Origin of the sequence: Serratia sp. CY52157, assembly GCF_052168495.1 — a bacterium.
GTDB classification, from domain to species: Bacteria; Pseudomonadota; Gammaproteobacteria; order Enterobacterales; family Enterobacteriaceae; genus Serratia; species Serratia ureilytica.
This window is the reverse complement of sequence record NZ_JBJNMO010000005.1, coordinates 256,072-270,844: the sequence shown is the minus strand read 5'-3', so window position 1 is coordinate 270,844 and position 14,773 is coordinate 256,072. Positions and strand designations below refer to the sequence as shown.

13 protein-coding genes are annotated in these 14,773 nt (G+C 57.4%); 7 read left to right on the top strand and 6 right to left on the bottom strand.

The genetic code is table 11. The features are described from left to right. Positions 1 to 5: 5 nt before the first annotated feature. Entirely contained in the window at positions 6 to 983 is a 978-nt protein-coding gene (locus ACJ8IP_RS17925; protein ID WP_033644493.1) for a calcium/sodium antiporter, read from the bottom strand. Between the two features lie 302 nt (positions 984 to 1,285). Here ACJ8IP_RS17925 and mlaF point away from each other — a divergent pair, with 302 nt between their 5' ends. From mlaF to murA, 7 genes are all read left to right on the top strand, one after another. Further along, positions 1,286 to 2,101: a phospholipid ABC transporter ATP-binding protein MlaF gene (gene mlaF, locus ACJ8IP_RS17920; protein ID WP_033644494.1), complete on the top strand. Its 816-nt coding sequence runs from the start codon at positions 1,286 to 1,288 to the stop codon at positions 2,099 to 2,101. A 4-nt stretch (positions 2,102 to 2,105) separates the two neighbouring features. Then, a complete protein-coding gene (gene mlaE / locus ACJ8IP_RS17915) occupies positions 2,106 to 2,888 on the top strand; it encodes a lipid asymmetry maintenance ABC transporter permease subunit MlaE (protein WP_033644495.1) in 783 nt (260 codons plus the stop codon). Positions 2,889 to 2,892: 4 nt separating this feature from the next. Next, entirely contained in the window at positions 2,893 to 3,441 is a 549-nt protein-coding gene (gene mlaD, locus ACJ8IP_RS17910; protein WP_033644497.1) for an outer membrane lipid asymmetry maintenance protein MlaD, read from the top strand. A 14-nt stretch (positions 3,442 to 3,455) separates the two neighbouring features. Then, entirely contained in the window at positions 3,456 to 4,085 is a 630-nt protein-coding gene (gene mlaC, locus ACJ8IP_RS17905) for a phospholipid-binding protein MlaC (protein ID WP_033644498.1), read from the top strand. Continuing rightward, a complete protein-coding gene (gene mlaB / locus ACJ8IP_RS17900; RefSeq protein WP_033644499.1) occupies positions 4,085 to 4,387 on the top strand; it encodes a lipid asymmetry maintenance protein MlaB in 303 nt (100 codons plus the stop codon). The genes mlaC and mlaB overlap by 1 nt, the downstream gene beginning before the upstream one ends. 140 nt (positions 4,388 to 4,527) lie before the next feature. Beyond that, the gene (gene ibaG / locus ACJ8IP_RS17895; protein ID WP_025304370.1) at positions 4,528 to 4,782 is read left to right on the top strand and encodes a BolA family iron metabolism protein IbaG; all 255 of its coding nucleotides are present in this window, start codon (positions 4,528 to 4,530) and stop codon (positions 4,780 to 4,782) included. Between the two features lie 55 nt (positions 4,783 to 4,837). Beyond that, positions 4,838 to 6,097 (top strand): UDP-N-acetylglucosamine 1-carboxyvinyltransferase, encoded by a 1,260-nt coding sequence (murA, locus tag ACJ8IP_RS17890; RefSeq protein WP_019453131.1) that lies wholly within the window; start codon positions 4,838 to 4,840, stop codon positions 6,095 to 6,097. Positions 6,098 to 6,176: 79 nt separating this feature from the next. On the opposite strand, the gene ACJ8IP_RS17885 is transcribed toward murA, so the two are convergent. From ACJ8IP_RS17885 to zapG, 5 genes are all read right to left on the bottom strand, one after another. Next, a complete protein-coding gene (locus tag ACJ8IP_RS17885) occupies positions 6,177 to 9,473 on the bottom strand; it encodes a GLUG motif-containing protein (RefSeq protein WP_089192286.1) in 3,297 nt (1,098 codons plus the stop codon). Between the two features lie 62 nt (positions 9,474 to 9,535). Further along, entirely contained in the window at positions 9,536 to 11,278 is a 1,743-nt protein-coding gene (locus tag ACJ8IP_RS17880) for a ShlB/FhaC/HecB family hemolysin secretion/activation protein (protein ID WP_442524479.1), read from the bottom strand. Between the two features lie 396 nt (positions 11,279 to 11,674). Beyond that, positions 11,675 to 12,733, bottom strand: a complete 1,059-nt coding sequence (gene degS, locus ACJ8IP_RS17875) for an outer membrane-stress sensor serine endopeptidase DegS (RefSeq protein WP_033651254.1) — start codon at positions 12,731 to 12,733, stop codon at positions 11,675 to 11,677. A gap of 88 nt (positions 12,734 to 12,821) precedes the next feature. Continuing rightward, positions 12,822 to 14,192, bottom strand: a complete 1,371-nt coding sequence (gene degQ, locus ACJ8IP_RS17870) for a serine endoprotease DegQ (RefSeq protein WP_025304368.1) — start codon at positions 14,190 to 14,192, stop codon at positions 12,822 to 12,824. Positions 14,193 to 14,365: 173 nt separating this feature from the next. Then, a complete protein-coding gene (gene zapG / locus ACJ8IP_RS17865) occupies positions 14,366 to 14,767 on the bottom strand; it encodes a Z-ring associated protein ZapG (protein WP_004937074.1) in 402 nt (133 codons plus the stop codon). Between the last annotated feature and the right edge of the window lie 6 nt (positions 14,768 to 14,773).

Here is a 14,773-nt window from a genome sequence, read left to right as displayed (position 1 = left end):
TCGGTTTAGCCGAAAGTACTGAAAGGGTTAAAGAACAGCACCGCAAGATACGCAATAAAGCCGCATAATAACAGCGCGCCGGCCAGGTGGCCGATGCGGTGTTTGCGGCCGATGCACAGCACGCTCAGCAGCACGCTGGCCGCCAGCATCACCCAGTAATCGCGCTGGAAGGCGGCGGCGTCCACGCTGCCCGGCGACAGCAGGGCGGGGACGCCCAGCACGATCACCGTGTTGAAAATATTGGAGCCGATGATATTGCCAATCGCCATATCATCTTCGCCCTTTAATGCTCCGGCGATGGACGTGGCCAGCTCGGGCAGGCTGGTGCCGATGGCGATAATGGTCAAGCCGACCACCAGTTCGCTCAGGCCGAAATAGTGCGCGATCACCGTCGCGTTATCGACCACCATTCTGGAAGAGAGCGGCAGAATGATAAACGCCAGCACCAGCCACAGCACCGCTACGGTATTGCTGCTGTCCTGCGGCAGTTCAGCGATCTGCTCCATGGTCAGGCTGTCGCTGCCCTCGCGCTGCGCCAGCCGGGCGATTTTCAGCATCAGCAGGATGAAACCGGCGGCGGCGGTCAGCAGCAGCACGCCGTCCAGCCTGCTTAGGGTGCCGTCCATCAACACGAAACCGCACAATACTGTGACCGCTAACATCAGCGGCAGTTCGCGCCGCAGTATTTCCGATCGTGCAGCCAGCGGGTGAATCAGCGCCGCTACACCCAGGATCAATAAAATGTTGGTGATGTTGGAACCTAATACGTTGCCAACGGCCATATCTATCTGCCCGTTCAGCGCGGCGGTGGTGGACACGATCAGCTCCGGCAGTGAAGTGCCGATGCCGACGATGGTCATGCCGATGATCAACGGCGGCACGCCAAGCGAACGGGAAATCACGGCAGCACCATAAACTAAGCGGTCTGCACCATACACCAGTAGAAATAAACCAACGATTAATAATGCTATTGCGAGAAACATGCAGGGTCCTTTGTCGGGTATTATCCCGGTTCGTTGGTTAAAGCCGTCAATGCGGCGGTATTGCTTGCCCTCCGGTGCGTGCGCTTGAGCGCAGCAACGGTTTTTCCCGGCTAATTGTTGAACACTTTCGTTTTTTTTCGTTATGGCGCCAATTTTGACCGGGTGGCGCGGAAAAGTAAAACCAATGGCATCATTGGTTGCGAAATGGCAGTAAGTTTTTGTAAAGATGAGACGGATTGCGCCCATTGCTTTAACATCACGGGTAGATTCAGCAAAAGATGAGTCGTAAAGGGTCCATTAACATGCTCCAAAAGGCAGATAATTTGGTCGAAGTGCGCGACATGAGCTTCTCGCGCGGCGACCGGCGGATATTTGAAGACATCAACCTGACGGTGCCTCGCGGTAAGATCACGGCGATCATGGGGCCGTCGGGCATCGGCAAAACCACGCTGCTGCGTCTGATCGGCGGTCAGCTGACGCCGGACCGCGGGGAGATTTGGTTTGACGGCGACAACATTCCCGCATTGTCCCGCCGTCAGTTGTACGACGCGCGCAAAAAGATGAGCATGCTGTTCCAGTCGGGCGCGCTGTTCACCGATTTGACCGTATTCGAAAACGTGGCCTACCCGTTGCGTGAGCACAGCAACCTGCCTGAGCCCCTGCTGCGCAGCACGGTGCTGATGAAGCTGGAAGCGGTCGGGCTGCGTGGTGCGGCGCAGCTGATGCCCAATGAACTCTCCGGCGGCATGGCGCGCCGGGCGGCGTTGGCGCGCGCGATCGCGCTGGACCCGGAGATGATCATGTTCGACGAACCTTTCGTCGGCCAGGATCCGATCACCATGGGGGTGCTGGTCAAGCTGATCGACGAGTTGAACCATGCGCTGGGCATTACCTGCATCGTGGTGTCGCACGACGTGCCGGAGGTGCTGAGCATCGCCGACTACGCCTATATCGTGGCCGATCACCGGGTGATTGCCGAAGGCACCACGCAGCAATTGCAGAACAATCCTGATGCGCGCGTGCGCCAGTTCCTGGATGGTATAGCGGATGGACCGGTGCCGTTCCGCTATCCGGCCGGGGATTATCAGACTGAACTGCTAGGCTTAGGGAGTAAATAAGCTCATGTTATTAAGAGCGTTAGCGTCTCTGGGGCGCAGTGGCATCAACACCAGCGCCAGCTTCGGCCGCGCCGGGTTGATGCTGTTCAACGCATTGATTGGCCGGCCGGAACCCGGCAAGCAGTGGCCGCTGTTGTTGAAACAGCTTTACAGCGTCGGCGTGCAGTCGCTGCTGATCATCATGGTTTCCGGGCTGTTTATCGGTATGGTGCTGGGCCTGCAGGGGTATATCGTGCTTACCACTTACAGCGCTGAAGCCAGCCTCGGCATGATGGTGGCGCTGTCGCTGCTGCGCGAGCTGGGGCCAGTGGTGACGGCGCTGCTGTTCGCCGGCCGCGCCGGTTCCGCGCTCACGGCGGAAATCGGCCTGATGAAGGCGACGGAACAGATCTCCAGCCTGGAAATGATGGCGGTCGATCCGCTGCGGCGCATCGTGGCGCCGCGTTTCTGGGCGGGGATGATCAGCATGCCGCTGCTGACCATCATCTTCGTGGCGATCGGTATTTGGGGCGGCTCGGTGGTCGGCGTGGATTGGAAGGGCATCGACAGCGGCTTCTTCTGGTCGGCGATGCAAGGCGCCGTAGAGTGGAAAAAAGATCTGCTCAACTGCCTGATCAAGAGCGTGGTGTTCGCCATTACCGTAACCTGGATTGCCATTTTCAACGGGTATGACGCCGTGCCTACCTCTGAAGGGATTAGCCGGGCGACGACGCGTACCGTGGTGCATTCGTCACTGGCGGTGTTGGGATTGGATTTCGTGCTGACCGCACTGATGTTTGGGAATTGATTCGATGCAAACGAAGAAGAGTGAAATCTGGGTTGGGGCATTCATGCTGATCGCGCTGTGCGCCATCGTGTTTATCTGCCTGCAGGTGGCGAACCTTAAATCGATCGGCAGCGAGCCGACCTACCGCGTTTACGCGACGTTCGACAATATCGGCGGCCTGAAACCGCGTTCGCCGGTGAAGATCGGCGGCGTGGTGATCGGCCGCGTGGCGGACATCGAACTCGATCCGAAAACCTACACGCCGCGCGTGGCGCTCGATATCCAGAAAAAGTACGACGAAATCCCGGATACCAGCTCGCTGGCGATCCGCACCTCCGGCCTGCTGGGCGAGCAATATCTGGCGCTTAACGTGGGCTTCGAAGATCCTGATATGGGCACCACCATTCTGAAAGACGGCGGCACCATTCAGGACACTAAATCAGCCATGGTTCTGGAAGATCTGATCGGCCAGTTCCTGTATAAAAGCGGCGGTCAGGACAGCGCCAAACCGGGAGATGCGGCCGCTGAGCCTGCTGCCGGCGCTGCACCGCAACCCGCTGTTCCAAATCATTAAGAGAGGATACCTGCATGTTTAAACGTTTACTGATGGTGGCTCTGCTGGTGGTTGCGCCGCTGGCGAGCGCAGCCGACCAAACCAATCCTTACAGCATGATGCAAGACGCGGCGCAGAAGACCTTCAGCCGTTTGAAGAACGAACAGCCGAAGATCAAGCAGGACCCGAACTACCTGCGCTCCATCGTGCATCAGGAACTGATGCCGTTCGTGCAGGTGAAATACGCCGGCGCGCTGGTGCTGGGCCGTTACTACAAAGATGCGACGCCTGCGCAGCGCGAAGCTTACTTCACCGCTTTCCAGGCTTACCTGGAGCAGGCTTACGGCCAGGCGCTGGCGATGTACCACGGCCAGACTTACCAGATCGCGCCTGAACAGCCGCTGGGCAACGCCGACATCGTGGCCATTCGCGTCACCATCATCGACAACGGCGGCCGCCCGCCGGTGCGCCTGGATTTCCAATGGCGCAAGAACAGCAAAACCGGCTACTGGCAGGCGTATGACATGATCGCCGAAGGCGTCAGCATGATCACCACCAAGCAAAACGAGTGGGCGTCTACGCTGCGTACTCAGGGCATCGACGGCCTGACCAAACAGCTGCAGGCCGCTGCCGCGCAGCCCATCTCGCTGGACAAGAAAAACTGATGTCGGCAGCGCTCAGCTTCGAATCAGAGCAGCAGACGCTGATCTTGCGCGGTGAACTGGACCGTGAAACGCTGCTGCCGTTGTGGCGGCAGCGCGACGCGCTGATGGCGGATAAAACCGCGATCGACGTGGCGCAACTGCAGCGCGTGGACTCCTCCGGGCTGGCGCTGTTGCTGCATCTGCAGGAAGAGCAGCGCCAACGTGGCGTCGCGCTAAAAATTTTCGGCGTCACCGAGCGTCTGAAAACGCTGATCGCGCTCTACAACCTGCAGGCGATAATGCCTGTCGATACCGCCGGTTAGCGGCGTTTTACACCGCCTTTGCGTGGTTAAACGATACAAAGCCCCTGTTATGCAGGGGCTTTTTCTTTAGTTTAAGAAAACATCGTATTCCACTAAGATACTAGGCTGTTTATGATCCTTTAGCGGCAGAACTGGATACTATGGAAACCAACGAGATTAAAGACGTGCTGATGCAGGCATTGGCACTGGATGAAGCGCACGTGACGGGCGACGGCAGCCATTTTCAAGCGATCGTGGTCGGCGAACTGTTCGCCGGCATGAGCCGCGTCAAAAAACAGCAGACGGTTTACGCACCGCTGATGGAATACATTGCGGACAACCGCATTCATGCCTTGTCTATCAAGGCGTACACCCCTGAAGAGTGGCAGCGAGACCGCAAACTCAACGGATTTTAAGGCTGTTTGCCCTGCCGGGCGGGCAGCTTCAGATTAGATAACAGAGAGTAGTCAGATGGATAAATTTCGTGTGCAGGGTCGGACCCGCCTGAGCGGTGAAGTGTCTATTTCCGGGGCCAAAAACGCCGCCCTGCCGATCCTGTTCGCCGCCCTGTTGGCGGAAGAGCCGGTCGAGCTGCAGAATGTCCCCAAGCTGAAGGACATCGACACCACCATTAAACTGCTCAGCCAGTTGGGCACCAAGATTGAGCGCAACGGTTCGGTCTTCGTGGACGCCAGCGGCGTGAACGAGTTTTGCGCGCCTTACGATCTGGTGAAAACCATGCGCGCTTCCATCTGGGCGCTGGGGCCGCTGGTGGCACGTTTCGGCCGCGGCCAGGTTTCCCTGCCGGGTGGCTGCGCGATCGGCGCGCGTCCGGTCGATCTGCACATCACCGGCCTGGAGCAGTTGGGGGCCGAGATCAAGCTGGAAGAAGGTTACGTCAAGGCGTCCGTCGATGGCCGTCTGAAAGGCGCGCACATCGTGATGGACAAGGTGAGCGTGGGCGCGACCGTGACCATCATGAGCGCCGCGACCCTGGCGACCGGCACGACCGTTATCGAGAACGCCGCGCGTGAGCCGGAAATTGTCGATACCGCCAACTTCCTCAATACGCTGGGCGCGAAGATCAGCGGCGCAGGCAGCGACAAGATCACCATCGAGGGCGTCGAGCGTCTGGGCGGCGGCGTGTATCGCGTGCTGCCTGACCGCATCGAGACCGGTACCTTCCTGATCGCCGCCGCGGTTTCCGGCGGCAAAGTGATGTGCCGTAACACCCGTCCGGATACGCTGGATGCGGTGCTGGCCAAGCTGCGTGAAGCCGGTGCCGATATCGAAGTGGGCGAAGACTGGATCAGCCTGGACATGCACGGCAAGCGCCCGAAAGCGGTCACCGTGCGCACCGCGCCGCATCCGGGCTTCCCGACCGACATGCAGGCTCAGTTCAGCCTGTTGAACCTGGTGGCGGAAGGCACCGGCGTTATCACCGAGACCATCTTCGAAAATCGTTTCATGCACGTGCCGGAATTGATCCGCATGGGGGCGCACGCGGAAATCGAGAGCAACACCGTGATCTGCCATGGCGTTGAACAGCTGTCCGGCGCTCAGGTGATGGCGACCGATCTGCGCGCTTCCGCCAGCCTGGTGATCGCCGGCTGCATCGCCGACGGCGTGACCGTCGTCGATCGCATCTACCATATTGATCGCGGCTATGAGCGTATTGAAGACAAGCTGCGCGCGCTGGGTGCGAACATCGAGCGTGTGAAAGGCGAGTAAGGCAGCTTCTTCAGCTAAACAGAAAACGGCTTCCGCGATGGGAAGCCGTTTTTGTTATTGCGGTATGTCGCGAGCGATATTACCAGGTACTTGGTAAGCCTCGGCCATACAGCGGTTGGTCAGTGGAGGCGCCGGTGACCGTATTGTTTTTCGACTCACCGCCGAAATTCGATCCAATCAGGCTGCCGACCCATTGGCCTTCTTTCGATTTAGGCGCGATAAGGCCCGTGAAGGTAGAATTGTATAAATAACCCACGTTGAGCCCAATCAAACCGCCTCGTTGAGAGACGCCGGCACTGTCCACTCGACCGGAAGCAGAAGATTTGTCGATGGTGCCGCCATTGCGGCCGACCAGTCCACCGACAACGCTACCAACCCCTCCGGTTACATAGCCGCTTGCGCTGGCGGTTTCGATCTTGCTGCCCACATCGTGAAGACCAACCAATCCACCCACATCGCTGCCGGCAGCGCCGGTAACGTTGCCTTGTGCTTTGACCTGTTCCAACGAACCTTTGTTATACCCCACCAGGCCACCGATCTGGCTGCTCGCACCGCCAAAGACGCTAACATTCGCGACCGACGCGTTGATAGTACCCTGTTCATTGTGGCCGACCAGGCCGCCGATGCGGCTGTTGTCTGCCGCCTTAACTTCCCCGAAAGCCGTCGCCTGAGTGATACGTGCGTTGCGGTTATAGCCGATCAGCCCCCCCACATAGGCATCGTTGCCGCCGCTTACGCGCGTGTTGGCGCTGACGTTGTTGAGCGTTCCGGTGTTATTCTCGCCGATAAGCCCACCTAAGGCTCGGCTGTAAACGCCGGTGACGGAACCTTGGGCTTTGGCGTCGGCAATGGTGGCGCCATTATTGCGGCCAACCAGGCCGCCAGCCAGACTTGCCTTACCGGCATAAACTTCGCTCTGTGCGGAGATATCCGTAAGATCGCCAGAGTTATCGCCTACCAAGCCGCCGACGATGCTGTTATTACCGCCGATCACTTTTCCGTTCACCGAGGCATTGCTCAGCCTACCGTAGTTGAGCCCGATGAGGCCGCCGATATTGGCATTGTGCCCACCGATTACAGTGTTCTTCGCATAGGCATTTTGCACGTGTGCGTTTTTCTCGTTAAGGCCGATCAAGCCGCCGACACTACGCGCGAAAGCATCAACAACGTCGCCATTTGCCCTCACATTGTTCAATGCACCGGTGTTACGGCCGATCAGCCCGCCGATAGCGTCGGCGTTTTCTCCATTCACTCTGCCATTGGCTGTTGCATTGCTGATTTTACCTGTGTTGATGCCTGCAAGACCGCCGATGCGGCTGTTTCTTTTTGCGTTGACCGTTGCGTCGGAGGTAGAGTCCGTAATCGTACCGTTGTTGACGCCGACCAAGCCGCCGGCATTCATTTGATCGCCTATGGCGCTGATCGTCCCCAGGCTTGATGAGCTGACGATCAAACCGTCATTGCGGCCAACCAAACCGCCGACATCGCTGTAAGACGCGCCACCGGCGGTTGAAACGTTGACGTTAGCCTGGCTATTGTGGATTTCACCCCGGTTGACACCCACCAGGCCGCCAATCGCGCTTCTGCCTGTGTTGCCGGTTATTTTACCCGAGGCCGAAGAGCCGGTGATTTTGCTGAAGTTGATACCGACTAGGCCTCCGATGTCACCGCCGCTGCTGATATTGATACGGGTGGCCTGAACATTGGATACGGTGCCAAAGTTTACCCCCGCCAGGGCACCGGTATACAGGGTATTGCCATTGCCCGTTAAGGTCAGCGAGTCCAGTTTTAGGTTGCTGATCGCCCCGGTGGACGTGTTGAACAAGCCGAGGAATGGACCGCTGTCGACGATGTGCAGGCCCTGAATGGTATTGCCCAGCCCTTCGAAAGTGCCATTGAAAGAGTAATCGCCACCGATGGCTTTGATTTTGCTGTTGTCGATGATGGTGTTGCCAAGAACGTAGCGCGCGTTCAGGTCATTGTTGATGTCCAGCAGTTGAGCCAGATTTTGCACGACCTTATAATTTTCACCGTTGACGCTGAATGCAGCGTTGGCACCCGAGAGGGTCACAGACGCGTCATTGTTCAGCGTATAACCCGTCTTGTGGTTAAGCGCCAAAGCGCCGCCTGTGCCGGTCGCTTTAATTGGCGCGTTGATCTTGATGCCTGCCTGTTCGGCCGTCAGCGACAGTTTGTTGGCATTCTGCCAGCGCACTTGTTGAGAAACGTTGACATCACCTTTGGTACTGACCAGTTCTACATTACTGTTTTCTAAAGCTTGTTCCAGAGTCTGGGCACTGAGCGTGCCGCCGTCCTTCACACTGACGTCGGCCGATGCCAATTTCCAACTGCCGGCTTTACCGTTGAGAGAGCGAGTGCTGATGTTGGTCGTTGGCTGCACGACGACCTGTGCGCCTTTGGTTTCAATAAAGCCGCCGTTGCCGGTGCTGGCCGTCGCGAGCAGGGTGCCACTAACGTTAACGAGACCCTTGTCGCCGCCGTCCAGTACGATTCGGCCAGCTTGTTCACGTACGGTATCTGCCTGGATGACGCCCTGATTGTTTACCACGGTTCTTAGCGCATCGCCTGCGGCCTTGGCGCTCATCAACACTTGGCCGCCATCGGCACGCAGGACGCCGCCGTTTTGTGCTAATGCATTGAGCGCTGATGCATCGATCTGCAGATTAAGCAATTTGTTGCCATCGAAGTTCAACGTAATATCGTCACCCGCACCCAATGCGACGGTGCCCATATTCGCCTGAATCACCCCTTGGTTATTCACCCGGGCGCCCAACAGGGCGATGCTGCCGGCTTCAGCGGCCTGAAGACGGCCTTCGTTGACGACCTCTGCCTGTGAACTGCCGGTAAAGCGGTTTTTACCCGCCAGGAAATCGGCGTTGCTGATGTCGTGCGTCGAGGCGACCAATCCGCCGACGTTCACCTGTGCATTTTTGCCGAAAATCACGCCGTTCGGGTTGACGATGAACACCTTGCCATTGGCGTTGATTTTGCCCTGAATATCGCTACCGTTCACACCGATGACGCGGTTGAGCGCCACGGATGTCTCGCCTGGCTGGCGGAACGTTACGCTCTCGTTGCCACCTACGTTGAAGCTATCCCATTGGGTGATTAATTTGTCGCTGTGCTGAGTTACGGTCATGTTCTGGCCGTTGGAGGTGATGTCACCCTGGCCTGCCACGATGTTTTGTCCACTCGGCAGGGCGAGGGCTTGCTCCAGTGGCAGGAGGCTCAGCAGGGACAGCGCCACCGCCAGACGGCGCTTGCTGCCGCCTTTGCCGCATCGGCTGCAGTGTTCGTTGACCACGTTCCAGCATTCCCGAACCGGGTTCCATACCAATGCATAGACTTTATTCATTATTCATTTCCTTATTTTTCATGAGTGCCGCTTTCCAGCAGCAGGTCTTTAGCTGCAGAGGGTTAGAAGTACCTGGCCGCCTGCAGCCAAATTCTGGGGGATTTATCCGTATCACTGCCTAGGCCTGAACCGGCCAGCGGCCAGGCTGCCGTTAGACCGATCTGATGGTTTGTTCCTCCCCAGGTGAGCGAAGAACCGGCGGCTGACATGTGCACGCGATTTTTCTCCGTCGTCCAGGGCTGCCGGTTGAGGCGAGCCTGTCCCTGGTCGACAAAGGTGCTCAGTTGCCAACCGGGCCTGAGGGCATAGCGCAATTCCATGCTGGCCTGCCAGCCCAAATCGCCGTTGCCGCTGCCCGGTGCGTAGGCGCGAACGCCATAAGGGCCACCAACGCTGAATTTTTCTGACGAGTCCAGGTTGCCGGGGGCCCATTGCGCGTTGAGTTGGGTATAGAGTTGAAAAGCGCCTCCCAGGTTTTGCAGTCGCAATGCGCTCAGTGACAGCTTGCTAAATTGCCCTTCGGTTTTCGCTGTACGGCCGTCCCAGCGGCGAGCTGAGGGATCTTCAATGTGCAGGTTGCCGATGCCGTAAGACAGTGAAGCCACGCTTTGTCCACCGCCCAGTAAGCGATCCTGCGCGTTGACGTCTACGCCTGCCGTCCATAGGCTGATGTGTTTACGGCTGCGGCTGTCGAAGAGATCGATGTCGTCGCGGAGTTTTTTGTCATCGAACTGCAGCTGTGCATTGACGTTCAGGGTGCGGCTGCGCAGCAGAGGCTGGATAAGGAAGGCGCTGGTGAGGATGGCATCGCCGTGGGCCTTCAGCTCGCTGAAATCTTTGCCTAATCGATAGTTCATGTACGAATGCGCAACGCCGGCTCGCGTCGCCCAAGGGCTGACCGGGAGTTGATAGGCCATGCGGTAATAGCGTTGATGTTTATCACTGCTCAGCAAGCGGAGGTCCAGGCGGTCACCCAACCACAGGGGATTATTGATGCCGAGCGTTGCACCGCCTCGATATTCGCCGGTATAGGCATCGCCAAAGTTATCCGCTTGCAGGACACCATCCACGCGCGCTCCGGGCGTCGCTTTGATTCGCCAATCCGTGGTGCCGGGACGTGATCCTGCCGACAGGGTGCTATTGATCAAGACGCCGGGTATATCATTGAGCAGCAAAAGGTTTCGCTCTAACTGCGCGTCAGTGATCGGCATACCGCTGCGTACATTCGACAACTGCCAACGCAGTACGCCGTCGCGGATCTGTGAGTCATTATCTACCGTGATATTTCCATAATAACCTTCAACGATATCAATACGTACCTGACCGTTAACAATCTCTTGTTTGGGGAGATAAGCATTGGCCAAAACATAACCTTGTTCACGATAATAGAGCGTCACCTGTTGCACGGCTGCTTTTAACTGCGCCACCGTTAGTTTTTTTCCTTTGAAATCGGCGAGCAAAGGTAATATCTGTACAGAGGGAATCGACTTATTCCCGGTAAGGGTAAATTCGCTTACCAATAAGCTGGGTGAGTTGTCCTTAACGGGGGAAATAGCGCGAATCTGCGGTGAGGGCGGTTTCATTTCTACCGGAGGCGGAACGCTCAGACGTACCTCTTCAAGATCTCGCATTGCCTGCCCTGCGTTAGGTAAAACTGCCGCGGTTGCTATGGGGCAGGCTGTCAATAACAGGATGCTTGCTGATATCTGAACGTGGAGCTGGCGGTGCATCGCAGTGTGGATAAACACTAAGAATCCACCGAGCTTATATTCGCTCATGGCTTTTTTATTATTTATACTATTCACGAAAAGAATTCCATTTCAGGCAGAATAAAAACTTGCTCTGTTTCAATGTAAATGCGGAGAGTATTGTCGCCAATATTATTGTGGTTGGTTTCTTGCGATGCAATAAAATTATTTTCTTATTTCATTTTTGATTGGATTTTTCTTGTTTTTTTGGGTGTGCTTTTATTAATTATCTGTTTAATCGGTATTAATTAATATGTATCAGTGCTGATTTATTTTTTTTTATTATAAATGGTAGGTCTGTGGATATGATGATTTTAGCATTAGAATAAAGTGAGATTATTTTATGGGCGATAGAAAGCAGCGTGGTCGGGTGATGATGGGAAGAAAAGGGAGAGCCCGTGCCGTTCTTTGTTGGAGAAAAAACGGCACGTATATCGAGAGAGATTAAGAGGGTTAATTGCTGTCTTCCGGGAATTCACCCACCGTCATTTTCAACGTAATGCGCTTGCCGTCACGCAGCACGATAACCGGTATCTCGGTGCCCGGTCTGATCTCCGCCACCTGATCCATGGTCTCCAGCACGGACACCGCCGGTTTGTTATCCACGTTGATGATGATGTCGTTGATCTGGAAGCCGGCGCTGCTCGCCGGGCCGTTCGGCGTAATCTCGGTCACGATGATGCCTTGAAGGCGATCGATGCCGGAATTGGACGAGCGCAGCGGAATGATCTCTTTGCCCTGAATGCCGAAATAGCCGCGGATGACGCGGCCGTCGCGGATCAGCTTGTCCATGATTTTGGTGGCCAGTTCGATCGGAATGGCGAAGCCGAGGCCCTCCGGCGTTTCGCCGTCGGTAATTTTGTCATAGGTCAGGGTGTTGATGCCGATCAGCTCGCCCAGCGAGTTGACCAGCGCGCCGCCGGAGTTGCCGCGGTTGATGGAGGCGTCGGTCTGCAGGAACGTCTGTCGGCCGGTGGTGCTCATACTGATGCGGCCGGTGGCGCTGAGGATGCCCTGTGTGACGGTCTGCCCCAGGTTGTAGGGGTTGCCGATCGCCAGCACGACGTCGCCGACGTGGGCAACGCGATTTTTATTGGTCGGGATCACCGGCAAATTGCCGGGATCGATCTTCAGCACCGCCAAATCGGTCAGGCCGTCCGAGCCGACCAACAGCGCTTCGTAGCGGCGGCCATCCTGCAACACCACGGTGATCTGCTGAGCGTCTTTGATCACGTGGCGGTTGGTGATGATATAGCCGCGTTCATTCATGATCACGCCGGAACCGAGCGACAGCACGTTGGCGGCGCCGTTCAGGTTGCGGTTGTAAATGTTCACCACGGCGGGCGCAGCGCGGCGCACCGCTTTGTTGTAGCTCACTGGCGTTTCGTCGCTGGTGCTCTCAGGTTTGTCTGCAAACAGGCCGTTGGAAGAACGCAGCATGGGCAGTGCGGCCAACAGCAGGCCGGCAACGATGAGACCGATAACGACAGAACGCAAGAGCTTAGCAAACATGGAGTTTTCGTGGTGTGGTGAACGATGTTCGGAGGATAGCATGAGTTAACCGGGCGCAGTATGTCACCGAGCCCGGTTTTTGCACAAATTAACGCAGCAGCAGATAAATGGTTTCGTTGCCGCGCACGATATTGAGCGCCATCACCGGTGGCTTGGCCTCCAGCACTTTACGCAGCGTGGTGATGTTGTCCACGCGCTGACGGTTGACGCCGATGATCACGTCGCCTTTCTGCAGGCCGATCTGCGCCGCCGTTGACCCTTTATCCACGTTCTCCACCTTCACGCCCTTGTCGCCGCTCGGCAACGCGCCATTGCTGAGGGAAACCCCCTGCAGCGCCGGCGACAGCGTTTCGGCGTTGGTCGAGGCGCTCTCGCTGTTGTCCAGCGTGACCGAGACTTCCTGCGGTTTGCCATCGCGCAGCAGGCCCACCTTGAGGGTTTTGCCCGGCGCGGTGGTGCCGACTTTGGCGCGCAGTTCGGCGAAGCTGCTCACCGGTTTACCGTCGACGGAGACCAGGATATCCCCGGCCTTGATGCCCGCCTTGGCGGCGGCGGATTTCGGCAGCACTTCGCTGACGAAGGCGCCGCGCTGCGCGTCGGTGTTGAAGGCTTTGGCCATATCCGGGGTCATTTCGCTGCCCTTGATGCCCAGCAGGCCGCGTTTCACTTCGCCGAATTCAATCAGCTGCTGGCTCAGGTTCTGCGCCATATTGCTCGGAATGGCGAAACCGATGCCGACGTTGCCGCCGCTCGGCGCCAGAATGGCGGTATTAATGCCGATCAGCTCGCCGTTCAGGTTAACCAGCGCGCCGCCGGAGTTGCCGCGGTTGATGGAGGCGTCGGTCTGAATGAAGTTTTCCAGCCCTTCCAGATTCAGGCCGGAGCGGCCCAGCGCCGAGATAATGCCGGAAGTGGCGGTTTGGCCCAGGCCAAACGGGTTGCCGACCGCGACGGCAAAGTCGCCGACGCGCAGCTGATCGGAATCGGCCATCTTGATGGCGGTCAGGTTTTTGGTGTCGCTGAGCTGCAGCAGGGCGATGTCGGATTGCTCATCGCGGCCGACCAGCTTGGCGTCCAGCTCGCGACCGTCGTTCAACTGCACGCGGATTTTATCGGCGTTGTTGATGACGTGGTTATTGGTCAGCACATAGCCTTTGGCGGCGTCGATGATCACGCCGGAGCCCAGCCCTTCAAACGGACGGGAGCTTTGCTGCTGGCCGGGGAAGTTAGGGCCGAAGAAGCGTCTGAACTCTTCCGGCAGTTGTTGACGCTGCACCTGAGTGCCGGCGACATGCACGCTCACTACGGCGGGCAAGACTTTTTCCAGCATCGGCGCCAGGCTCGGCAGCGGCTGCCCCTGAACGGCGACGGGCAGGGCCGCGTTGGCCACCGGTACGGAGCTGAGCGTCAGGCCGAGGCTCATTGCCAATGCACTAAGAATTAACGACTTTTTCTTCATTGATTATAACTCTCTCAATACCTGCCGATGAAAATTTGATGATAAGGCAATCACCTTGTCATAGTGAAGGGTAAGACCGTGAATTTGCGTGCAAAGTTCAGTAAAGGTAATGCGAGGGAAGGTCAAGATGGTAAACGGAGGAAGCCCGCGGGTGGCCCCGCGGGCGAAGGGGGTCAGTCGCGGCGCGCGCTTTGCCCGCGCAGCAGGCCGGAGGCGCCTTCCGAATAGTCGCGCGGCATTTCCACCGGCGCTTGATCGTTGTCTGCTTCCGCTTCGGTCAGGCGATAGCGGAACGGATTTTCCTGCATCGGCAGATCCGGCAGCAGGTTGTTCGAGCTTTTCGCCATGTGCTGATACAGCTGACGATAATCGCGCGCCATGTTGTCCAGCAGCTCGGCGCTGCGGGCAAAGTGGCCGACCAGCTCCTGACGGTACTCTTCCAGCTCGGTTTTGCTCTTGTCCAGCTCGTTCTGCAGGACTTGTTGTTGACGTAATTTACGGTTGCCAAAACGCATCGCCACCGCACCAATCACGATACCGACGACCAAACCAATCAGCGCATACTCCCAGGTCATGATGAC